At 61.0% G+C, this 21,720-nt stretch carries 23 protein-coding genes; 18 read left to right on the forward strand and 5 right to left on the reverse strand.

The annotated features are described in order from the left end of the window. From QZ409_RS20245 to QZ409_RS20275, 7 genes are all read left to right on the forward strand, one after another. Positions 1 to 317 (forward strand): PqqD family protein (locus QZ409_RS20245; RefSeq protein WP_296714992.1); only part of this gene is annotated, 317 nt, incomplete at its 5' end. A gap of 10 nt (positions 318 to 327) precedes the next feature. Then, positions 328 to 1,434 (forward strand): pyrroloquinoline quinone biosynthesis protein PqqE, encoded by a 1,107-nt coding sequence (gene pqqE / locus QZ409_RS20250; RefSeq protein ID WP_296714994.1) that lies wholly within the window; start codon positions 328 to 330, stop codon positions 1,432 to 1,434. A gap of 57 nt (positions 1,435 to 1,491) precedes the next feature. Further along, the gene (locus tag QZ409_RS20255; RefSeq protein WP_296714996.1) at positions 1,492 to 1,986 is read left to right on the forward strand and encodes a urate hydroxylase PuuD; all 495 of its coding nucleotides are present in this window, start codon (positions 1,492 to 1,494) and stop codon (positions 1,984 to 1,986) included. Between the two features lie 25 nt (positions 1,987 to 2,011). After that, entirely contained in the window at positions 2,012 to 3,106 is a 1,095-nt protein-coding gene (serC, locus tag QZ409_RS20260; RefSeq protein WP_296714997.1) for a 3-phosphoserine/phosphohydroxythreonine transaminase, read from the forward strand. 12 nt (positions 3,107 to 3,118) lie between these two features. Next, positions 3,119 to 3,874 carry a dihydroorotate oxidase gene (locus tag QZ409_RS20265; protein ID WP_296714999.1) on the forward strand — a complete coding sequence of 252 codons (756 nt, stop codon included), beginning with the start codon at positions 3,119 to 3,121 and terminating at the stop codon, positions 3,872 to 3,874. A 247-nt stretch (positions 3,875 to 4,121) separates the two neighbouring features. Then, positions 4,122 to 4,364: a GDCCVxC domain-containing (seleno)protein gene (locus QZ409_RS20270; RefSeq protein ID WP_296715001.1), complete on the forward strand. Its 243-nt coding sequence runs from the start codon at positions 4,122 to 4,124 to the stop codon at positions 4,362 to 4,364. A 158-nt stretch (positions 4,365 to 4,522) separates the two neighbouring features. Beyond that, a complete protein-coding gene (locus tag QZ409_RS20275) occupies positions 4,523 to 5,233 on the forward strand; it encodes a hypothetical protein (protein WP_296715003.1) in 711 nt (236 codons plus the stop codon). 32 nt (positions 5,234 to 5,265) lie between these two features. Here the strand turns inward: QZ409_RS20275 and QZ409_RS20280 are convergent, their stop codons facing one another. After that, positions 5,266 to 5,736, reverse strand: coding sequence for a hypothetical protein (locus tag QZ409_RS20280; protein ID WP_296715004.1), 471 nt, complete (start codon positions 5,734 to 5,736; stop codon positions 5,266 to 5,268). A 311-nt stretch (positions 5,737 to 6,047) separates the two neighbouring features. Here QZ409_RS20280 and QZ409_RS20285 point away from each other — a divergent pair, with 311 nt between their 5' ends. Next, on the forward strand, positions 6,048 to 6,479 hold the full coding sequence (locus tag QZ409_RS20285) for a hemerythrin family protein (RefSeq protein WP_296715005.1): 432 nt from the start codon (positions 6,048 to 6,050) through the stop codon (positions 6,477 to 6,479). 108 nt (positions 6,480 to 6,587) lie between these two features. Next, entirely contained in the window at positions 6,588 to 6,833 is a 246-nt protein-coding gene (locus tag QZ409_RS20290; protein WP_296715006.1) for a hypothetical protein, read from the forward strand. 62 nt (positions 6,834 to 6,895) lie between these two features. Here QZ409_RS20290 and QZ409_RS20295 read toward each other — a convergent pair whose 3' ends face one another. Continuing rightward, positions 6,896 to 7,888, reverse strand: a complete 993-nt coding sequence (locus QZ409_RS20295; protein ID WP_296715009.1) for an FAD:protein FMN transferase — start codon at positions 7,886 to 7,888, stop codon at positions 6,896 to 6,898. Then, complete coding sequence (locus tag QZ409_RS20300) at positions 7,881 to 9,944, reverse strand: NosR/NirI family protein (RefSeq protein WP_296715011.1); 2,064 nt, start codon at positions 9,942 to 9,944, stop codon at positions 7,881 to 7,883. The genes QZ409_RS20295 and QZ409_RS20300 overlap by 8 nt, the downstream gene beginning before the upstream one ends. 167 nt (positions 9,945 to 10,111) lie before the next feature. Here QZ409_RS20300 and QZ409_RS20305 point away from each other — a divergent pair, with 167 nt between their 5' ends. From QZ409_RS20305 to QZ409_RS20345, 9 genes are all read left to right on the forward strand, one after another. Beyond that, a complete protein-coding gene (locus QZ409_RS20305) occupies positions 10,112 to 11,875 on the forward strand; it encodes a nitrite reductase (RefSeq protein ID WP_296715013.1) in 1,764 nt (587 codons plus the stop codon). Positions 11,876 to 11,935: 60 nt separating this feature from the next. Continuing rightward, positions 11,936 to 12,712 (forward strand): uroporphyrinogen-III C-methyltransferase, encoded by a 777-nt coding sequence (gene cobA, locus QZ409_RS20310; RefSeq protein WP_296715014.1) that lies wholly within the window; start codon positions 11,936 to 11,938, stop codon positions 12,710 to 12,712. Continuing rightward, positions 12,702 to 13,013: a cytochrome c gene (locus QZ409_RS20315; RefSeq protein WP_296715017.1), complete on the forward strand. Its 312-nt coding sequence runs from the start codon at positions 12,702 to 12,704 to the stop codon at positions 13,011 to 13,013. The genes cobA and QZ409_RS20315 overlap by 11 nt, the downstream gene beginning before the upstream one ends. Then, the gene (locus QZ409_RS20320; RefSeq protein ID WP_296715019.1) at positions 13,010 to 14,203 is read left to right on the forward strand and encodes a cytochrome D1 domain-containing protein; all 1,194 of its coding nucleotides are present in this window, start codon (positions 13,010 to 13,012) and stop codon (positions 14,201 to 14,203) included. Before QZ409_RS20315 ends, QZ409_RS20320 begins: the two co-directional genes overlap by 4 nt. Continuing rightward, positions 14,200 to 15,174, forward strand: coding sequence for an Lrp/AsnC family transcriptional regulator (locus tag QZ409_RS20325; protein WP_296715020.1), 975 nt, complete (start codon positions 14,200 to 14,202; stop codon positions 15,172 to 15,174). The genes QZ409_RS20320 and QZ409_RS20325 overlap by 4 nt, the downstream gene beginning before the upstream one ends. Positions 15,175 to 15,182: 8 nt before the next feature. Continuing rightward, the gene (locus QZ409_RS20330; protein ID WP_296715021.1) at positions 15,183 to 15,629 is read left to right on the forward strand and encodes an AsnC family transcriptional regulator; all 447 of its coding nucleotides are present in this window, start codon (positions 15,183 to 15,185) and stop codon (positions 15,627 to 15,629) included. Then, a complete protein-coding gene (locus QZ409_RS20335) occupies positions 15,626 to 16,120 on the forward strand; it encodes an Lrp/AsnC family transcriptional regulator (protein WP_296715022.1) in 495 nt (164 codons plus the stop codon). Before QZ409_RS20330 ends, QZ409_RS20335 begins: the two co-directional genes overlap by 4 nt. A 97-nt stretch (positions 16,121 to 16,217) precedes the next feature. Next, on the forward strand, positions 16,218 to 17,420 hold the full coding sequence (nirJ, locus tag QZ409_RS20340; RefSeq protein WP_296715024.1) for a heme d1 biosynthesis radical SAM protein NirJ: 1,203 nt from the start codon (positions 16,218 to 16,220) through the stop codon (positions 17,418 to 17,420). Then, complete coding sequence (locus QZ409_RS20345) at positions 17,401 to 18,969, forward strand: nitrite reductase (RefSeq protein ID WP_296715025.1); 1,569 nt, start codon at positions 17,401 to 17,403, stop codon at positions 18,967 to 18,969. Before nirJ ends, QZ409_RS20345 begins: the two co-directional genes overlap by 20 nt. Positions 18,970 to 18,999: 30 nt before the next feature. Here QZ409_RS20345 and QZ409_RS20350 read toward each other — a convergent pair whose 3' ends face one another. Together QZ409_RS20350 and QZ409_RS20355 are read right to left on the reverse strand one after the other, a co-directional pair. Further along, positions 19,000 to 19,695, reverse strand: coding sequence for a Crp/Fnr family transcriptional regulator (locus QZ409_RS20350; protein WP_296715026.1), 696 nt, complete (start codon positions 19,693 to 19,695; stop codon positions 19,000 to 19,002). A gap of 72 nt (positions 19,696 to 19,767) precedes the next feature. Beyond that, positions 19,768 to 21,717 carry a VWA domain-containing protein gene (locus tag QZ409_RS20355; RefSeq protein WP_296715027.1) on the reverse strand — a complete coding sequence of 650 codons (1,950 nt, stop codon included), beginning with the start codon at positions 21,715 to 21,717 and terminating at the stop codon, positions 19,768 to 19,770. Positions 21,718 to 21,720 lie beyond the last annotated feature (3 nt).

Genomic DNA, 21,720 nt, shown 5'->3' on the forward strand with positions numbered 1-21,720 from the left:
AGCGCCGGATAACGCTCAATAACGCCATGTCTATCACTCCAAAGACCCCCGCTGACGCCAGCCGGGAGAAGTTCAAACATGGGTCAAATCTCAGTGGAAATGCCCGCCCAAAGCGGGTCAGTTCTCAGTGGCAATCAACAATCGTGAAACTCAACGAGACGGCGGCGGCGATCATCGAGTGCGCGACACATGCGTCCTCGATCGGCGCCGCAGCAAGCGACATCGCATCGCGCTATAGCCGCGCCGATCTCGAACCGAAAATCCTTGGATTTCTGGAGGACGCCCGTGCCAAAGGCTGGATCAGGGTTAAGTCTTGACGGTTTGGGCATGCCTTTGTGGCTTGTCGTCGAACTGACCTATAAATGCCCGCTCAAATGTCCCTGGTGCAGCAATCCGGTGGAATTCGAGCGCTATCGCAACGAGCTTTCCACGGAAGAATGGAAGTCCGTATTGCGAGAAGGCCGCAAGCTTGGCGCCCTGCAACTCGGCTTTACCGGCGGCGAGCCAATGCTGCGGCGTGATCTTGAGGAACTGGTCGGGGAAGCGGACCGCCTGGGCTATTACACCAATCTGATCACCTCGGGCGTCGGCCTGACAGTCGACCGCCTTCGCGCCCTGAAGGCGGCGGGTCTGAAGCAGGTTCAGCTGAGCGTTCAAGCTCCCGATCGCGCCCTGAACGAATCCCTCGTCGGCCTGGATGTCTTCGATCACAAGATCGCCATTGCGCGCGCCATCAAGGCGGAAGGCCTGCCGATGGTGCTCAATATTCCGGTCAGTCGCTACAACATCGACCGAACCGAGGAATTCATCGATCTCGCCGTCGATCTCGGCGTCGAATATGTCGAGTTCGCCAATCTCCAATATTACAATTGGGCGCTGCTGAACCGCGCCGAATTGCTGCCGACGCGCGAGCAGATCGAGCGGTCGGAAAGACAGATTCAGGCAGCGCGGGAACGCCTTGGCAAGCGCCTGACAATCTATTTCGTCGTGCCGGATTATTACGACGATCGCCCGAAGGCCTGCATGAACGGCTGGGGAGCGATTCATTTGACCATTGCGCCCGACGGAACGGCGCTGCCCTGCCAGGAAGCCCGTTTGATCGAGACGCTCGATTTCCCAAATGTGCGCGATCGGGATCTGGCCTGGATTTGGCGTGAATCGCCGGCGTTCCAAAAATTTCGCGGCGATTCCTGGATGAAGGAGCCGTGCCGCAGTTGCAACGAAAAGGAAAAGGATTTTGGGGGGTGTCGTTGCCAGGCCTTTTTACTGACCGGCGACGCGACCAACACGGATCCCGTCTGCTCGAAATCGCCGGACCGCAAGATCATCGATAATCTGCTGGGCTGCGCAAGACAGGAAAAGCCCGATCGCTCCGACAGATTGATCATGCGCGACATTCGCAAACGGCGGGCGCCCATCGACATTGGTTCTTGACGGCCGCGTCCTCGCGGAAACTCCGCGCGCCGCAAAACGAAATCTCGAGAGACGCAAATGCAATTGGCAATCGTCGATCTCGCCGCCCGATGGCTCCACATCGCCGGGGTTCTGGTCTGGATCGGGCATAATTGGGCGAATGTCGTGAATCATCCGCGCTATCGGCGGGTCTTGCCGCAAGACCCGCCAGAGACCGCTCGCCGCGTCTTCCTCGCGGCGTCGAAACGCGAACACGGCATATTCCGTTACGCTTCGCTCGTCGTCTGGGCGAGCGGCATGCTCATGCTGTGGAACCGCGGCCAGATCATGGACGCCTATGCGCTGTCCGGATCGTCCCTATGGATCGGGTTGGGCGTGTGGACCGGCACGATCATGGTCCTCAATTTATGGCTGGTCTTGTGGCCGCATCAAAAAAAGGTGCTGGGCTATGTCGACGCCACGGTCGAACAACGCCTCCACTGTACGCGCATCACTTTTCTCTCTTCGCGCACGAATAGTTTTCTGTCGCTGGCTACGCTGTTTTTCATGGTGGCGGCGGCGCACGGGGCTTAGTTGTTCGCAGCAAGACGGGTTGGTTATGACGTCTTTCAGTTTCGCCTCGGCGCAAGCCCCACTGCCTCCATCCGTCCTGGAGGAGTTGGAATGCGATATTCGGCAACAGCGCGGGAGCGGGATTCGAAAAGAACGCGGCAGCGGGCAATCCCTGCTCGAACTGCCTTTTTCCGCCAGCGAATTCGAGGCGATCCGTGCAGGGGCAGAACAGGACTTGCGTCGCCTGCTCGGCCTGACGTCCGAACACCATGTTCTTTTCCTGCAAGGAGGTGCGACCGCCCTATTCTCTTTGGTTCCGATGAATCTCCTCCGCGAAGGGGAATCCGCCGATTATATCGAGACCGGACTCTGGTCGCGGCGGGCTCTCGAAGCGGCGTCCGCGTGGGGCGCCATCCGCGCGGCGGCGGCGGGCGATGGACGATCCCTGCCGCGTCCCCAAACCTGGCGAATGTCTTCCGATTCCGTTTATTGCCACGTCACTTCGAACGAAACCGCCGAGGGCTTGCAGTTCCGTTCATTTCCCGACCTCGGCGGGGTTCCGCTGGTCGCCGACATGACCGCGGATTTCCTGACGCGGCCAATCCCGCTCGATCCGTTCGGCCTGATTTACGCCAGCGCACAAAAAAACATTGGGATCGCGGGCATGACGATCGTCGTGATTCACGAAGACCTGTTGGGCCGCGCAGGCAAAGGCGTTCCCGCGCCATTCAATTTCGCGCTCCAGGCGGCGGCGCGCAGTAAGGTCAATACGCCGCCAACATTCGCCATCGCCGTCGCAGGCAAGATGCTGCGCTGGCTGAGCGACGCCGGCGGCCTTGACGCCGCGGAGGCGCGCGCCGTCCGCAGGAGCGCGTCGCTTTATTCACTGATCGATCAGGACGATTTCTATTCCTGTCCGGCGGCCGTGCAAGATCGCTCCCGAATCAGCATCCGCTTTCATCTGTCGGAGGCAAGCCTCGAAGCAGCTTTTGAAACCGAGGCCGAGGCGACGGGCCTCTTGCACCTACGCGGCCATCCGTCGGTCGGAGGATTTCGCGCCTCATTATATAATTCTGCACCGCAGCAAGCAGTCGATGCGCTCGCCGCTTTCATGGATGATTTCAGACGGCGCAAAGGCTGAAGCGAGGGGGCAATGACCGCATCGCCAGCGAACGAAACCACAGGCGTTGAAGCCCGGCGTTGTTTCAATCACGGCAGCGTAACCGCGATGGGCCTGTCCTTCGCCAGCCCGTTGGGGCTCGCAGCCGGCGTCGACCGGGACGGCGAAAACATCGCTTCCCTCGACCTCGCCGGCTTCGGACATATTGAAATTGGCACAATCACAGGGAAAGAAAAGCTGAACATGAGCGGACGTCCTGCGAGCTTACGCATCGGCGTGAATATTGGCAGCTCTCGTTATGGACTGGACGATCAAGTTATCGACGACTACCTCGTCGCGATGCGGCATGCCTATCCCTTTGCGGATTATCTCTGCGCCAATCTGACTTCGCCGCGGTCTGGTCGCGACGCCAATAGTCTCGGCGTGGTTGAATTGGTCGGTCGATTGAAAACAGAGCGCGACCTCTGCGCTGCGGCGATTGGGCGTCATGCGCCCCTGTTGATCAAAATAGATGGTGGCGAACAGAGCGATCCAATTCCAACGGCAGTTCTCGAAGCTCGGCGTCAGGAACTGGAAGGGATCGTTCTCGTTTGTTCCTGTTTGCGACGCATCGCTGGGATCAAGCGCCATCTCGATTCCCTGACATTGATTTCCGTCGGCGGCATCGGCGACGCCGAACAGGCAAATTCGCGGATCAATGCCGGAGCCGCACTGGTTCAGGTGCACAGAGCCTTCGTAGAGAATAAAGTTGGCGATTTGCGTCGCATGCATGAAAACCGCCCGTCATGAATAATCCGTCGGGTATTTGTCGCCCGACAAATACGAGTTCGCAATCTCCGCGTAAAAAAATCGCGTGATGGCGACGTCGCAATTCGCGCCAAACGCAATGATTCCTCTGTCCTCTCGAGACTCGGCCGCTCTCAGGGAGCGGCCTCCTTTTTCAGGGCGACGCCTAAACGGGGCGACCGTCCGCCCCGTCGGGGCGCGGACAAATGGGATTCCGATAGCCTCATAACAAACCGGATTCTGACTGATCATGACGACCATTACATTATCGACGATCACCTGCCCGTCTTGCGGCCATTGCGCGACAGAGTTGATGCCGACGGCCTCGTTCCAATCGTCCTATGAGTGCAAGGGCTGCGGCTCCGTGCTGCGTCCCGTAGCTGGCCGAGATTGCGTGTTCTGCTCCTATGGCGACATTCCCTGCCCGCCGGTTCAGGCCGAGCGCGCGGCGAGCGCAAAAGCGGGCACATGTTGCGGCGGCTGCGGCGGCTGACGATATTGTCGGCGGCCATGTCCAGAGCCATTCCTGAATGAGCGACCGGGCTCCAGAAACCGGCAACCCGTCGGGAGATGGCGAGCGCTATTTGCGCGCCTCGCCGCCCGACGCCATCTAATTCCTCATCCAGTGATGCGCCGGCGAAGTTGAACGAAATGTCCATCCCCGACAATGATCAATCCGAATTGGAAGGCGGTCAATTACCTGATTGCCTGACATTGTGGCGTTGCATCGGCTGTGGCGCCATGGGGAATTCGGAACCGTGCACAGGGACGTGCGCATTCCGGAAACTCGAAATCGTTAGCGCCGACGAATACGCGGAACTGCTGGAAAGCTTTGCCACGGTCACTGACAAGGCAAAAAGATTAGCGGCGGTGGTTCAAGAGATCGCCGTGCTTGGCGGAAGTTCAAACGATCCACAGCGCGACTACCGCAGGCTTCAGATCCGCGCGCGCGAAACTCTCCGATTGGTCCAACAAGGTGAGTTATCGCGACAGCTTATCGTTACGCCCGCGGACGAGTACGCCACGGTCTGGCTCTGCGGGACTTGCGGCCAGATCGAGGCGCCGCAATCATGCCTTGGCGTGTGCATCCGCCGCAATGGCGAATTTTTGCGCAGCACCGATTACGCCGAACTGGCTGCCCGGTTCGAGGCGCAGCGTCGCAAGGCGGACGAATTCCGTTCGCTAGTGTTGCAGTTGGCCTGGGTAGCGCCGCGTGCAGGTCAATGGGAACGAGCCTGCCGCGCATTTCAAGAAAAGGCGGTCGAACTCTTGCGTTCTGCTCAACCGTCCCCGGACCCGACGGAGGATAATCGAGGCGGTCCAGTCAAACCATGCGGCGGAAGTCCGAACGCAGGAGTCTGAAGCGACAGCCTTTGCATTCACGATACGCGGCCTCAATAAAAGCCGTGCGCCCCCGCAACGGCGCCGAGCAACGTCAGCGCGGCGAGCGAGAGTAAGAGCGAATGCAGCCGCGCCATGCGGCGCAAGGTCGATGCCGGTTCGCGCAGGGCCAATTGTTCGAACCGGGCGTGCAGGAGCGGCTCCAACACGAAAACCATCAGCATGAAAACCAGCCAAAGGCCCAGCATCGCCGGCATCCACCAGAAGCGCGGGTCGGCGAAACGCTCCCAAAGATCCATTCGATAGGTCATCCACAGCCCGGCCGCCCCCGCGAGCGGAATTGAGACGCGGACCTGGACCGCGAATCGCCGCTCCACGTTGTTGAACAACGCCATCGCATCCGTCGTCGACGAGCGTGATCTGGCGAGAGGCAAAACGACCAGAGTCACGAAGGCGACGCCGCCGATCCAATGGACCAGAGCGAGCACATGCAGAGATCGCGCAAGGATGATGTCGTCGATCATGGTTTCTCCACAAAGGGCCCGTGGGTGATTGAAACAATCTGGACTTCTGGGAAGTCAATTCATAGCGCTCATCTCGTCGCCCGACCGGACGGAAAGTCTGAAATAGCCCTTCTCGGAATAGCAATTCCATCAACGACCGGCCCGCGATGCGGGTTGCGCGACGAAATACGCCCACGACTATAGGCCGAACGCGCGGCATCAAGATTCAACTCGGTTCAAGGCGAGACGAAGCTCGCAGATGACTTCCGTCAAGGCGCCCGGACGAAAAGTCGCGCATTCAAGTCTGAACGCATTATCTTTTCGAGGACGTCATGAATTTACCGAAACTGCCCCTCGGCGTGCCGCTCATGGACCGCGATCATGCCGTGCTCGAACAAATGTTCAGCACGCTCCCCGAGACCAAGGATGCGAATCTTTTGCCGTTGTTCGAAGCCATTGCTCAGGAGATTTGCGATCATTTCAGCCGCGAAGAAATCATGATGGAACAGGCGCAAGTTCCGATTCTGTCCTGCCACAAGGCGCAACACGCCGCCCTGCTTCGCGAGGTTGAGACGATGCGGGCTTATCTCGCGACGGCTGAAGCGAAGGTGCAACGTCACCAAATCGGCTTTGTTCTGACCCATCTCGTCGCAAATCATGTCGGCGGCGTCGACCAGGTCACATCCACGTTTCTCACCAACCGTTCCTCGGCGGGCGCGCCAGAATCCGATAGCGCCTCACAACCGGCTTGCATGGCCAGTTGATCTCGATCAAAGCGGCCCCTGCCATCTTCCGGCTTAATGTGCTTGTCGCCCGCGGTATGCCTCGGGCGACAAGTCGTTGTTAGTTCGCAACTGCTCGGGGCGGCATTCATGTGCAACGCAACATCCGTCAAGAGGCGCTTCGATCCGGGCGATTGCCCGCTGCTCGCAGGTCTTTCGCCCGACCAGCAGGCGGTGCGAATGGCCAGGGATCCGCGAATCCGGAATTGCATCGCCCAGCTTGAGGGCAATGCCGCGCCGACTTCGTCCACCTCCAAGATATTGGCGGCTTATGAAAAGCGAGGGCGCGCGAAAAGGGCTTCGATAGTCGAGCTGGAGACAGTTTTGGCGCTCTAATTCGCAACTGTCGTAATCGACGCGAATTTGGGTTCCGCCGGATCTTGCTTCGAATGCAAGGCTTAACCCGCCTCAAGCGGAGCGCCAAATTCGCCTTGCGCCGCACTACGGAACACCCGACCGTCATGATCCGCCGCCCAAACTGAAACGCCGGGAAACGCCCGGATCATCGGCGCAATTTCCGCCCGCGAGGCAATATAGAGGCCCGTCGAAAGAGCGTCAGCGACCATTGCCGAACCAGCGTGGACGGTCAGCCAGCGCCAGGAACGCGCGGGGCGCCCAGTCCGCGGATCAAAAAGATGATGGTCGCCGTTGCGAGCGAAAACGGTTCCCGATCCGGCCGACGTCGCGAGCGAGCCGCCATGCAGGCCGATCGATCCGCCACCCTCAGGCAAATCAATCTTCCACAGCCCTTTGGCTGGACGTCCGAGCGCACGCATTTCGCCAAGGTCGACCAGCACTCGTGAAAATCCAAATCGCTTCAGCAGGTCGGCGCCACGATCAGTGACATAGCCTTGGGCGACGCCATTCAAGGTCATGCTTGTTCCCGCGCGCAAGGATATTCCGCCGGGATCGAAAGCCACGTGCTCGAACCCCACTCGCTCTCGCGCTTCAGCAAAAGCGGGCCCGTCCGGCGGCGTCCGGTCGAGGTCAGACGAATACCAGTCAACGTATAGGCTCCAAAGCGGCTGCACAGTCGGGTCAAACAGCCCGCCTGTCGCTCGGTGCGCGCGCGCGCAGAGGTTCAGGACGGCGACAAGATCGGGCGACGGCGCGTCAAGGCGACCTTGCCTGTTCAAAATTGACAGTTCCGACGTTTCGCGCTGAAGGCTGAATATCCGCTCCAGTCGTTCGATTTCCTCCAAAATGGCCTCGACGGCGATCTGCGGCGCGACATTGCCCTCGCCCGCGAAAAGAAGCCGAACCTGCGCGCCCATCGCTTCGCCGCGCCACTCGAAATCCGCCGAAGCCCGGGAAGCGCCAAAGGCGGCCGCCCCGACGCCGAGCGCCAGTATGGTCAGGGCGCGCCGACGGGTGAGGATCGTTTCATCCATTGCCGGAGTCCTTCCTTGCCGCCAACATCGCCTCCATCGCCACCCGCCGCGCTTCTCGGCCCTCCAGTCCTTTGCAGACTTTCGGATCGTGATACATCGCCTGGCAGTTCAAACAGTAGATGCACTCATTCGGACTGATCACGCCGGACGGATTGATCGCCTTGACCGGGCACTGGACATTGCATTGGCGGCATTCCTTCCCGCACTGCGGTCGCCGCTTCAACCATTCGAAGGTGCGCAGGCGCGCGGGCAGAGCCAGCGCTCCGCCGAGCGGGCACAAATAGCGACAATAGAAGCGCCGCACGAACAGCCCCGCCGCCAGCGTCGCCCCCGCGAAAAGCACGAAAGGCGCGGCGCGCATGAAATGCAGCGCAACCACGGTCTTGAACGGTTCGACTTCGGCGGCGCGAAAAGCCCAATCCATCGAATTCAGTGAAATGGCGAAAATCGCCAGAAACACCAGATATTTGATCATGCCCAGGCGTTCATGCAGCGCCCATGGCGGCTCCCATTGCCGGATGCCGAGGCGACGCGCCGCTTCATTGAGCAGTTCTTGCAACGCTCCGAACGGACACAGCCAGCCGCAGAAGACGCCACGCCCCCAAAACAGCATGGCCATTGCCACAAACCCCCAAAGAATGAAAATCAAAGGGTCGAGCAAGAACAATTCCCATTTAAAATCGGTCCGCAGCGCATGGATGAAGGTCACGACATGCACGACCGACAACTGCGCCTTGGAATAGAGCCCCAGGAACAGGAGCGTGATGGCGAGAAAGGCGATCCGGGTCCGCCGGTAAAGTTTAAGATGTTCGACCAGCGTGTCCTGGAACAGCAGGATTGCGAACAGCGTCGCCAGCAGCGAAAGCAGCGCCACGATCTCCGGCAGCCGCGCCCGCCAGATGTCCACCCACAGGGCTGGATCGGCCACTACGGGCGGAGGAGCGACGTAGGATCCCGGCAGACGATAGTCGAGATCGAATGGCGCCGCCTGCGTCGCGCGGTCGGCGTCGACGCGCGACAGGAGAATCGACAGGCGGAACGGTTTTGCGGGATCAAAGCCAGAGGACGACGGTAGAATGAACAAAGCGCGCTCGCGCAGTTCCGGCGCGTCTGGCGGCGCCAGTTGGTCGAGATCGCGATACATCTCGCGCGTCAACCGAATGGTTCTGTCGCCCTGAAGCAGGGTCAGACGATCGAAGACGCCAGTACTGCGCCAATCTGATCCTTTGAACGAGAGCAGACCGTTCGCGCCAACAAACAATAGATTGTCGTCCGGGCCGATGGTCGCGATCAGCGAATCATAGATGTGTTTACCGAGCAAATTCTGGCCGACGCCAGCGGGCGTCGCCAAAGCAGCGAAGGCCTCGATCAGCAGGAGATCCGGCTCCGGCGCGCGCCCACCCACGGCGACGGCGAATTCCCGCGCGTCAACCCGCCGGCTTGCAATGGCCTTCGACGCGATCAGGCCGCTCCAATCCGATGGTTCGAATTTTTCGCGCAATATCGCCCCAGAAACCGCCAATGCGCCAACGCCTCGGGCGACGATTCGCGCCGAGCGCACCACGGCGTCGCGAAACACCCCGCTAGAGACAGTCGCCCCCGCGAGCGCGTCCGCGCGTCGAGCCGAGGACAAGGCGGTCGTTCGGTTCAAGCTTAGAACATTGAGTCCAGTCAGGCTGGCGACGAATTCTTGCAATTGTTCCGGTGAAATTCCAATGATCAGAATGGGCTCGCTCTGACGCACCAGCCGCGCGGCGGCGATGGACATCCTGGCGTCGAGCGCGACCTCTATATCCACCGGCTGGCCGGAATAGCCGACGGAATGAATCACTGCCCAGGTCGAGAACGCCCATCCACGCACGCGACCGTCCGCACGCGCTTCAACAATTTGAGCTCCGTCGATCGATCTTGTGGCGAATTCGACTTTCGCGGCGTCGTGCGCGAAGGCCGCGCGCGCAAAACTTTCAAGATCCTGGGCGCGCACTGCCGGGGCGAACAGCAGCGCGAGCGCCAGGAGCCCTGATCGAAGGACATGTAAAGCGGTTTTCTCAATCATTATCGTGCCGCCGAACCCGCCGTCCGGGCTCGGCCAGTTGCGCATATTCCGCAATTCTCCTCTTTGACTTCGGTTAGCTCGCACAATTTTGTTTGGCCTAACCGAAGTCAAGGAGAGCTTCTCCACGCGTGACATAGCTGTTCTGTCATTCCATCGGAGGGACAGCCATGTTCGAAATGACCAGACATCTGCGAAAGGCCCTGCCCCTCGGCGCGGCCCTGGCGCTCGCGGCCGGACTCGCAGCGGGAAACGCCAACGCTCAACAACCTGCGCCTAAAGTTCAGTCGCACCCGGCTTCGCCGATTCCGCCCTATGAGCCGAATCTCAATGTGCTCCCTACCCCCGAACAGCCAGGACAAAAGCCTGGAGACCCGAAACTTTCGCCGGAAGAGTTCGCCGCGGCCAACAAGATATTTTTCGAGCGTTGCGCCGGCTGCCATGGCGTTCTGCGCAAGGGCGCCACGGGCAAGGCGCTGACCACCGACCTCACCAAGAAGCTCGGCTACGAATATTTGCGCGACTTTATCACTTACGGCTCGCCGGCGGGCATGCCGAACTGGGGCACGTCGGGCCAATTGTCGAAGGAAGAAGTCGACATGATGGCCCGCTACCTGCTGAACGAACCGGCCACGCCGCCGGAATTCGGCATGAAGGAAATGAAAGAGACCTGGAAGGTCATCGTCCCCGTCGCCGACCGGCCGACGAAAAAAATGAACGACCTCGATCTCGACAATCTTTTCTCGGTCACCTTGCGCGACGCGGGCGAGGTCGCGCTGATCGACGGGAACACCAAGAAAATCGTCACACGCATCAAAACCGGCTACGCCGTGCATATTTCGCGCATGTCGGAATCGGGACGCTATCTCTATGTCATCGGCCGCGACGCCAAGCTTGACTTGATCGACCTGTGGGCGCCGACGCCGAATGTGGTCGCCGAGGTCAAGATCGGCGCCGAAGCACGCTCGGTCGACACCTCCAAGTTCAAGGGCTTTGAAGACAAGCTCGCGGTCGCTGGCGCCTATTGGCCGCCACAATATGTGATCATGGACGGACCGACGCTGGAGCCGCTCAAGATCGTCTCGACCCGCGGCATGACCGAGGACACGCAGGAATATCATCCCGAACCTCGCGTGGCGGCGATTTTCGCTTCGCATTTCGCGCCGGAATGGTATCTCAACATCAAGGAGCGCGGCGTCATTCTCGCGGTCGATTACTCCGATCTGAACCAGCTCAAGACTCGCGAAATCAAGGCCGAACGGTTCCTGCACGATGGCGGCTTTGACACCACGGGCCGCTACCTGTTTTCCGCAGCCAACGCCCGCGACAAGATCGCTATCGTCGACACCAAGGACGGCAAGCTGGTCACCGTCGTCGATACCGGCGGCAAGACGCCGCATCCGGGTCGCGGCGCCAATATCATCCATCCGAAATTTGGTCCGGTATGGGTGACCTCGCATCTCGGCGACGAAACGGTTTCCTTTATCGGCTCCGATCCGGTGAAACACCCGAAGGAAGCCTGGAAGGTCGTGCAAAAGGTTGAGGGACAGGGCGGCGGTTCGCTGTTCGTCAAGTCGCATCCGCAATCGCAGAACCTCTATGTCGACAGCCCGCTGAACCCGGACGCGGAAATCGCTTCGTCGGTCGCCGTGTTCAAGATCGCCGATCTGGCGCAGGACAAGCCGAAATATACGGTGCTGCCGATCGGCCAGTGGTCGGGCATTTCCGAAGGCCAGCGGCGGGTCGTTCAGGGCGAGTTCAACAAGGACGGCAGCGAGATCTGGTTCTCCCTGTGGAATTCCAAATCGCAGGAATCGGCGATCGTCATCGTCGACGACAAGACCTTAAAGCTCAAAGCCGTCATCAAGGATCCTGCTCTGATCACGCCCACCGGCAAGTTCAACGTCAACAATACGCGCAAAGACATTTACTAAAATCAGTGAGCGGCGGAGCTTTGGCCCCGCCGCTTCTTGCCCTCGCGCGGGAGCAGCATCATGACTAATGGCGTTGTTTATCTCGTCGGAGCGGGGCCGGGCGCGCCCGACCTCCTCACGCTTCGAGCCTTGCGGATTATAGAGACAGCGGACGTCCTGGTCTATGACCGCCTCGTTTCCGAGCCCATTCTCGCTCTTGCTCCAACCGGAATCCCACGTCTCGACGTTGGCAAGCAGCCGAAATGCCATCCCGTGCCGCAGGATGAAATCAACCAATTGCTCGTGCGCCTGGCCGCACGCTATGCACGGGTGGTGCGTCTCAAGGGCGGCGACCCCTTGTTGTTTGGCCGTGGCGGCGAAGAGGCCGCGCATCTGACACAGGCCGGGATCGCCTGCGAAATCGTTCCGGGCGTCACTGCGGCGCAAGGCGCCGCCGCCGCAATCGGCATTCCTCTGACGCAGCGCGGTTGCGCCAGCAGTCTGCGGCACCTTACCGGCCACGGACGCAATGACAGCGATCTTGATTTCGATTGGCGCGGCCTCGCCGATCCACACACCACGCTCGTGGTTTACATGGGTCTTGCCAATATTGCGCTCATCGCTGAACGGCTTCTGGCGCAAGGCCGCCGTCCATCGACGCCTGTCGCTGCCATCAACAACGCAACGCTGCCCTCGCAGCGGCACCTGATCGCTCGTCTCGACAACATCGTCGAAATGGCCCAAGCAGCCAATTTCGAAGGGCCGGTCTTGTTCATCATCGGCGAGGTTGCCGGCCTCTCGCTCGGTTCGGTTTCAACTCGGATCGAGAGCGTCAGGACGGTCTGCCATGCGATTTAGCGTAGCAACGTTCGCCGCCGCACTGTTGGCCTCGATCGTTGGGGCAGCCGGACAATCCTCGCGTGAAAAGCTCGTTTCGCTGGTGCGCGAGGATTGTGGCTCCTGTCATGGCCTCACCCTCAAGGGCGGGCTCGGCTCGTCCTTGTTGCCCGGCGCGCTGGCCAACAAAGACGCTGGAACGCTGACCGCGATCATTCTCGACGGCGTGCCGGGAACGCCGATGCCGCCATGGCGCGGTCTGATCAGCCCGGAAGACGCGCGCTGGATCGCCGAAAACCTCAAGGAGGGATTTCCTAAATGAACCGCAGAGGTTTTCTAGGGGCCGGTCTCGCCGCCAGCTTATTGGGCGGAGCCGCGGGGCGCGCCGAGGAGAGAACGCCGCCCCTGCGCGGAACCGGCTCTCTCGGACTCATCGTCGAACGCGCGACCGGCTCGGTCCTCGTCATCGAGACGATGCAAAGGATCAGCCTTGGCCGGATCGAGGGCCTGGGCGATCTTTCGCATGCTTCCATCGTGTTCTCGCCCTGCGAACGCTACGCTTATGTGTTTGGACGCGACGGCGGCCTGACCAAGCTCGATCTGCTCGAAATGCGTATCGAGAAGCGTATCGTGCAGGGCGGCAATTCGATTGGCGGCGCCATTTCCGACGACGGCAGGCTGGTGGCCGTTTCAAATTACGAGCCTGGCGGAATCAAGGTTTTCGACGCCGGAACCCTGACGGAAGTCGCGTCCATTCCAGCCATTGGCGCCAATGGGCTCGCCTCGAAAACGGTCGGCCTGGTTGATCTTCCAGGGCGGCGCTTTGTCTATTCGCTCTATGACGCGGGCGAAATCTGGATCGCCGAATTTGGCGAAAGCGGGGCTCCCGTCGTCACCAAATTCCTCAATGTTGGCCTGCTGCCCTATGACGGCAACGTGACTTCGGACGCGCGTCATTATCTCGCGGGGCTGTTCGGCGAGGATGGCTTCGTCCATCTCGATCTGTGGAGCGCCAATCCAAAAGTCGAGCGCGTCCTGCAAGGCTATAACGCCGGCCGCGGAAAAATTCCCGTCTACAAGATGCCGCATCTCGAAGGATGGGGACAAACCGCCAACGACCTGATCCTGCCCGCGGCAGGCCAGCATGAAGCGCTGGTGCTCGACCTCGAAACAATGCGCGAGAAAAAGCGCATTCCGGTACACGGGCAACCGATCTTCTGCGTCGCCCGGCCGGACGGACGCGAGGTCTGGCTCAATTTCGGCCATCCGCAGAACGACACGGTGCAGATCATCGACGTGCCGACGCTCGAAGTCGTGCATAGCTTCGCGCCGGGGCCGGCCGTGCTGCATCTCGAATTCACGCCTCGGGGCCACGAGGTTTGGATTTCAGTGCGGGACGCCGACAGGGTCGATGTGATGGATGTCCGTCGCCGCACCAAACTGGCCGAGATTCCCGCGCAAAAGCCGTCCGGGATTTTCCTCGCCGCGCGCGCGCATCGATTGGGGTCATGACCATGCTCGACGCCATCGACAAAGCCCTGATCGACAGCTTTCAACGCGACTTTCCGCTGTTTTCGATGCCCTTCCAGCATGTCGGAGCCGAAATCGGCGTCAGCGCCGAAGTCGCGCTTCTCCGTGTGCGCCGGCTTGTGGACACAGGGGTGCTGTCGCGTCTTGGCGCCGTATTGCGGCCGAACCGCGTTGGCGCATCGACGCTGGCGGCGATCGCCGCGCCACAGGAACGGCTTGAAGCGGTCGCCGAACTCATCAATGCGGAACCGGGCGTCAATCACAATTACGAACGCGAACATGCGATCAATCTCTGGTTTGTCGTCACCGGACGCACCCAAGACGCGGTGACGGCGACCCTTTCGCGTATCCAGCATCGAACCGGCCTGCCAGTACTCGATTTCCCGATGTTGCGCTCATTCCACATCGATCTCGGGTTCCCAGTTTTCGACGGACCATGCAAGGCCCGGGTCGCGCCTCCCCTCGTGGAGGCCAGCGCGTCGCCTGACGATCTATTGCTGCTAACGGCGATCGAAGATGGACTGCCCCTTACCCAACGCCCCTTCTGGCAAGTCGCGCAATGGCTGGATTGGTCCGAAACCAGGGTTTTGAGTCGTCTTGACGCTTTGCTCCGCGCAGGCCTGATCGTGCGTTTCGGACTTGTCGTCAAACATCGCGCCCTGGGCTTTCACGCCAACGCCATGCTGGTCTGGGATATTGACGACGAGGCTCTCGTCGAGACGGCCACGAGCCTCGCCGCCGAACCAAGCGTCACCCTTTGCTACCAGCGACCACGCCGTCCGCCCACCTGGCGCTATAATCTTTATTCAATGATCCACGGCCGCGACCGCGAGACTGTCCTGACGGAGGTCGATGCTCTGGTCGCGAAAGTCGGCTCCTCCGCGCGCGACATGGCCATTCTATTTTCCCGCCGTTGCTTTCGGCAACGGGGAGCAAGGCTCTCGGCAGCATGAGGTCCGCAATGCTCGACGAAATCGACAGAGCGATCATCAACCAGTTTCAGGGCGGCTTTCCGCTGTTACACAGCCCTTTCGCAGAGGTCGGCGCAAAATTCGGCCTTGACGAGGCGCAGGTCATCGAACGCATCAAGGCGATGCGCGATGAGGCGTCAATCACGCGCTTTGGTCCCTTATTCAATGCCGACGCCATGGGCGGCGCCTTCTGCCTTTGCGCCATGGCGGTTCCCTCCGAGCGATTTGACGAAACTGTCGCACTCGTCAACGCCCATCGTGAGGTCGCGCATAATTACCAACGCGCCCATGCGCTCAACATGTGGTTCGTGCTGGCGACCGAAAAGCCGGAGCGCATTGCGGAGCTCTGCACGGAGATCGAAGCGCAGACCGGCCTGCGCGTCTTCGCATTCCCGAAAACCCGCGAATTTTTCGTCGAATTCCGGGTGCGCGCATGAAACCGCTCATTTCCCAACTCGATCCCCTGGACCTGGCCGTGATCCGGTCGACCCAGGGCGGCCTGCCGCTCGAGCCACATCCCTATGCGGCCGTCGCGGCGCGGATAGGAACAACCGAGGCTGATGTCATCGCGCGGCTCGAGCGGATGATGGAGAGCGGCGTTGTGCGCCGCATAGGCCTCGTTCCCAATCATTATCGACTAGGACTGACGGCCAATGGCATGACTGTCTGGGATGTAGAGGATTCCGAAGCCGAGCGCCTCGGCTCCTGGATCGGCGCGTTGGACTTTGTCAGCCATTGCTATTTACGCCCCCGGTCCCTTCCGGAATGGCCTTACAATCTGTTCGCGATGGCGCATGGCGCCTCGCGCGAAGAGGTTCAGCTGAAAGCGCAGCGCATCGGCGATCTGCTGGGATCGGCCTGCCGCGGTTCAGACATTCTGTTTTCCACCCGGATTCTGAAAAAGACCGGGCTGCGACTCGGGGAATAATATCATTGGCCCCGGCGGCGTCAGCCGCCGCCACGCCCGTCGGCGCCGATACCAAGGGGCATTTTCAATACCCCTTGGTAGAAGCTGAAAGGACAAAATGTTTCGTCTCACGGAAATGCTGCGGGAGCTTAAGAACCCAACGCCCGTTGGCCCAAGGCGCGACCTGCCCGGGCCAGTCGTGATCTGGAATCTGGTGCGCCGCTGCAACCTCAAATGCAAGCATTGCTATTCCATATCCGGCGATGTCGATTTTCCAGGGGAACTTTCAACCGAGGAAGTCCATGCCGTCATGGACGACCTCAAGGCCTTTCGCGTGCCGGTGCTGATCCTTTCGGGCGGCGAACCGCTGCTGCGCCCCGATATTTTCGATATTTCCCGACGCGCCAAGGCAAAGGGATTCTATACCGCGCTCTCCAGCAACGGCACATTGATGACCGGCGCGATCGCGGAACAGATCGCAGAGATCGGCTATGATTATGTCGGCGTCAGCCTTGACGGAATTGGCGCGACGCATGACCGATTCCGGGGGCAGGCCGGCGCCTTCGACGCCGCTCTTGCTGGCTTGCGACGCTGCGGCGAGCTTGGCGTAAAGGTTGGCCTGCGTTTCACGATGACGCTCGACAATTGGCGCGAATTACCCAACCTCGTCGCATTGGCCGAACGCGAAAACGTGGATAAATTCTATCTATCCCATCTGGTCTATGCCGGCCGCGGCAACAAGAACCGCGGCGACGACGCGAGTTGGAGCGTCACCCGCGACGCCATGACTTATTTGTTCGAGACCGCCTGGGCCTCGCTGGAGCGCGGCGAGACCCGCGAATTTGTGACCGGCAACAACGACGCCGATGCGGTGCTGCTCTACCAATGGGTTTTGCGGCGTTTTCCCGAACGCGCCAGCCATTTGCGCGCCAAGCTGGCGCAATGGGGCGGCAACGCCACCGGCGTCAATGTCGCCAACATCGACAATCTCGGCAATGTTCATCCCGACACGATGTGGTGGAGCTATTCTCTGGGGAACGTTCGTCGGAGGCCATTTTCACAAATCTGGACCGATATATCCGACCCCATCATGGCGGGGCTCAAACAACGCCCACGCAAGATTTCCGGCCGCTGCGGAGCCTGCGCGTTTTTCGATATCTGCGGCGGCAATACGCGGGTGCGCGCCCTGCAATTGAGCGGCGACGCCTTCGCCGAGGATCCGGCTTGCTATTTGACCGACGAGGAAATTGGCGCGCCCGAGGCAGAACGTCTGGTGATGCGTCCGTTCCGGGGAGTTCGAAATGAAAAAGCGCGGGTATAAGAATTTCGTCGCAGTTGCGGCGATCTCCCTGGCGTTCGGCGCGACCTCCAAAGCCGATCCCGACATTAACTCCCTGTACCAGTCGAAATGCGCCGCCTGCCATGGCGGCGACCGTTTTGGCGCCGTTGGCCCCGCGCTGCTGCCTGACAACCTCGGCCGCCTCGGCAAGGCCGGCGCGGAGGCCGTGATCCGCGACGGACGCACGGCAACGCAGATGCCCTCCTTCAAGGCCGAAATCGACGAGGCTTCCATCAAGGCGCTGGCGGCCTATGTCTATTCCCCTCCCGCGACCAATCCGCATTGGGGCGCCGATGAGATCGAAGCCTCACGCGTCCTGACTCCGGCGCCGGCCGCCGCCAGGCCCGTGTTCGACGCGGATCCGCTCAATCTCTTTGTCGTCGTCGAGGGCGGCGATCATCATGTCACCATTCTGGATGGCGACAAATTCGAGCCGATCGCCCGCTTCGCCAGCCGCTTCGCGCTACATGGCGGGCCGAAATTCACTCCGGACGGACGCTATGTCTTTTTCTCCTCGCGCGACGGCTGGGTGACGAAATATGACCTCTGGACGCTGAAGGTCACAGCGGAAATCCGCGCCGGGATCAACACACGCAACATTGCCCTTTCGAAAGACGGCAAACATCTGGCCGTCGCCAATTATCTGCCAGACACGCTGGTGATCCTGTCGGCGGACGATCTGAAAATCGAGAAGATTTTTGACGTCGCCGACCGCGACAAAAAGCCCTCGCGCGTTTCCGCCGTCTACCAGGCCCCGGAACGCAACAGTTTTGTTGCGGCGTTGAAAGACGTGCCTGAAATCTGGGAAATTTCCACCGACCCCGACGCGGCGCCGGTCTATGCTGGCCTTGTGCATAGCCATGAGAAATCGATGGTCGAGGCCCTCCCCACTTCGCAGGGGCTGTTCGCGCTGCGCCGTATCGAGATCAGCGAGCCACTCGACGATTTCTTCTTCGACCCGTCCTATCGCGATTTGCTGGGCGCGAACCGCGACGGCGGCAAAGCCATCGTGGTCAATCTCAATGTCGGCAAGGAGATCGCCACGATCCCGTTGTCGGGCATGCCACATCTGGGCTCGGGCATTTCCTGGTTGCGCGACGGCAAGCGGATCATGGCCACGCCAAACCTGAAGGAAGGCAAGATCAGCGTTATCGACACCAGCAACTGGTCATTGATCGGCACGATCGAGACCGCGGGACCAGGCTTCTTCATGCGAAGCCACGAGAAAACCCGCTATGCCTGGACGGATTCGTTCCTGTCGCCCCAGCATAAGGACGAAATTCAGATCATCGACAAGGAGACGCTGCAAGTCGTGCGCACACTGAAACCGGCGCCTGGAAAAACCACGGCCCATGTCGAATTCGACCGCTCCGGCAAACACGCCTTGGTGAGCGTCTGGGAGATGGACGGAGCGCTGATCGTCTATGACGCGGAGACATTTCAGGAGATCAAGCGCCTGCCGATGTCCAAGCCTGTCGGCAAATACAATGTCTATAACAAAATCACGTTTTCGGAAGGCACCAGCCATTGAAACACTTGGGCGCCAACCGGATTGCCAGCCTCAGGTCTCATCGCTCCACGACGACCTTTCCGTAAATTCCGCCAGCTTTCCGACATCCTGGATGTGCACGCTTTCGCGCTCTACCGTTACGCCAAGTCCACGCAATCTGCCGAGGGCGCGTGAAAAGCTTTCCGGCTGCATCCCAAGTCGATTGGCGATCAGGGATTTTTCATAGGGCAATGCAATTGTTGCTGGTCCTCTGGTATTTTTAACCTGATCCAGCAAAAAATCCGCGATGCGCTGCGGCACTGACTGGGATTTGAGTTGTTCAATCTGCTCGACAAGTTGTTTCAGGTGCAGGGACGCCGCCGCCAACATGTCGAACGCCAGTTGCGGCTTCTGAATGATCGCCCGGCGCAGGGCGCCGCCATCTACCCGCAAGATGCGCGCCGGCGAAACGGCTTCCGCCGTCGCCGGATAGCGGCCGCCCAGAAACATCGCCGCTTCGGCAAAAGTCTCGCCCGCGGTAAAGATGGCGACCACCACCTGATCGCCGCCTTCACGCTCCCGGTAAAGCTTCACCCAGCCTTCAAAAACGACGAAAAACGATTCAGCCGGGTCGCCCTGCTGGAAAATGGGTTCGCCGCGATCATATGATCGCGCAACTCGATTTTGGACAATGGAGCGGGTAATGTCCGGCCCCATCGCCCTGAAAAGCGGCGCGCGCATCAAAATCGATTCGTCATCCGTCATCATGGCAGAACGAGCTTCCCGGGCGCCCACCGGAGTCTTATCAGCTTTTGGGTTCGGGAACCAAACATCGCGTTGTCACCCCACGAGATGCCGGTAGATCGCGGGGAGCGCGGAGGAGAGCTTTTCCGGCTTGGAGACGATGGCGAAGCCGGCCGGGCCGAACAGATGCGGCAGATAGGATTGCGCCTGCGCGTCGATGGCGACGCAGAACACCGCCTGGCCGCGCCGCCGCGCCTCCTGCGCCGCGCGCCTTGTGTCCTCGACGCCGAAGCGCCCTTCGTAATGATCGAGATCGTTCGGCTTGCCGTCGGTGATCACCAGCAGCAGCTTGCGCGCATTGGGCCGTTCGCCGAGCCGGAATGACGCATGGCGCATGGCGGCGCCGAGCCGCGTATAGAAGCCGGGCTTGAGCGCGGCGATGCGCGCATCGACCTTTGCGCCGAACGGCTCGTCGAAGGTTTTGCAGACATCGACGAACACGCGCTCCTTGCGCAGCGAGGAAAAGGCGTAAAGCGCGACGCTGTCGCCGCAGGCCTGCAGCCCATGCGCCAAAGCGACCAGAGCCTCGCGCGCGACCGCGATCACCTGTTGGCCGTTGACAGCGCTTTCGGTCGAGCGCGAAACGTCGAACAGCACGGCCACCGCCAGATCGCGCTCCTCGTTGCGGGCGTCGCGATAAAGGCGCTCGCTGCCGTAGCCGCAGGCGAGGCGGTCGGCTTTCGCGCGCAAAAACTCGTCGAGATCGACTTCGCTGCCTTCGCTCTGCCGCGACAGCATCCGGCGGCGCGGACGCAGGGCTTCGAACTGCCGCCGCACGGCCTCGACGCGGCGGCGCGCGGCGGGGTCGAGCATGAGACCCTGCGGCGCCTCGGCTGCGATATTTTCCAGCACGCGCGCCTGATCGGCGACCAGCGCGCCCTTCTTCCAGTCCCATTCGGGATAGATGAAACGTCCCGCCAGCTTCTCCCGGTCGCCGTCTTCCGGGGCGAGGTCGAGATCAAATTTCAGGCGGGTCTTCGGCTTCTTGTGGTGCTGCGCGATTCCGATTTTTTCAGCGTCGGCGGCGGCCTTGCGCGCCGAGTTTTCATCGTCGTCGTCGACATCGCGATTGACGTTGAGAAAATCGGCGAAGGAGAGAATGGATTCGAAGCGGTGCAGAATCAGGCTGTCGCGCCGTTGCGCCTGATCGCTTTTGCGCCTTTCGGCTTTCAAGGTTTTTTCCGCGCCTTCGGCCGTTTGCCCGCCGGGCTCGGGCGCGTCGCTGTCGCGTTTGGCGCCGCCGCCTGCGGGCGGCGGGACGCGCTCGCCCCACATCAGAACAGGCCGATAGGCCTTGTAATTTGCCGGCGCGCGCAAGGCGTTCATGGCGTCGGCGTCGCCTGCCAGAGCGCATTCGAGCGGGGTTTCGGTTTTCAATTTTTCGCCGGCCAGTCGCGCGCGAATCCAGGCTTCGAGTTCCGTTTCGAGCGGCGGCGCCTTGAGCGGCGGGCGCTGCTGAAGCGTTTGCGTGGCGAGCGCGGCGCGGATGGGCGCAAGCCCGGGAAATTGCCACGTCGCGCGCTCGCAATTGGCGAGAACCTGCCGCAGGCGCGCGATGTCGCGGCGCAGCGGATCGGCGACATCCGCGTCGCCCGGCGCCGCCGCCACGGCGAGCGCGGCCAGCCAGAGATAGAGTTGGCGGTTGAGAGCGTCGGAGGGAAAGGCGTCGATCTTTTCGGGCAGGAACAGCGTCACGCCGTCGAAGCGCGCCGTTTCGATCCTTTCGGCGTCGCCGCTGAGCCGCCGGCGCCAGCTGCGGCGATGATGCGAGCTTTCGCCGCCGGCGGGTTTGATCTCGACGCCGCTTTCCCCACCCAGACCGCGAAACAGCACGCCCAAAGCCGGCTTGACCCGCGCCAGCACGACGGCGGCCTGCGGAAAATTCTCGGTCGTGTCGCGCCCGCCGACGAGAGAATCCCACAGCGCGCCGACAGCCTCCTCCGGCTCCCAGAACTTGGTGTTGAGTATGGCGCGCAGGAGCGACATGGC

Origin of the sequence: Rhodoblastus sp. (genome assembly GCF_019449565.1) — a bacterium.
Taxonomy (GTDB): Bacteria; Pseudomonadota; Alphaproteobacteria; order Rhizobiales; family Beijerinckiaceae; genus Rhodoblastus.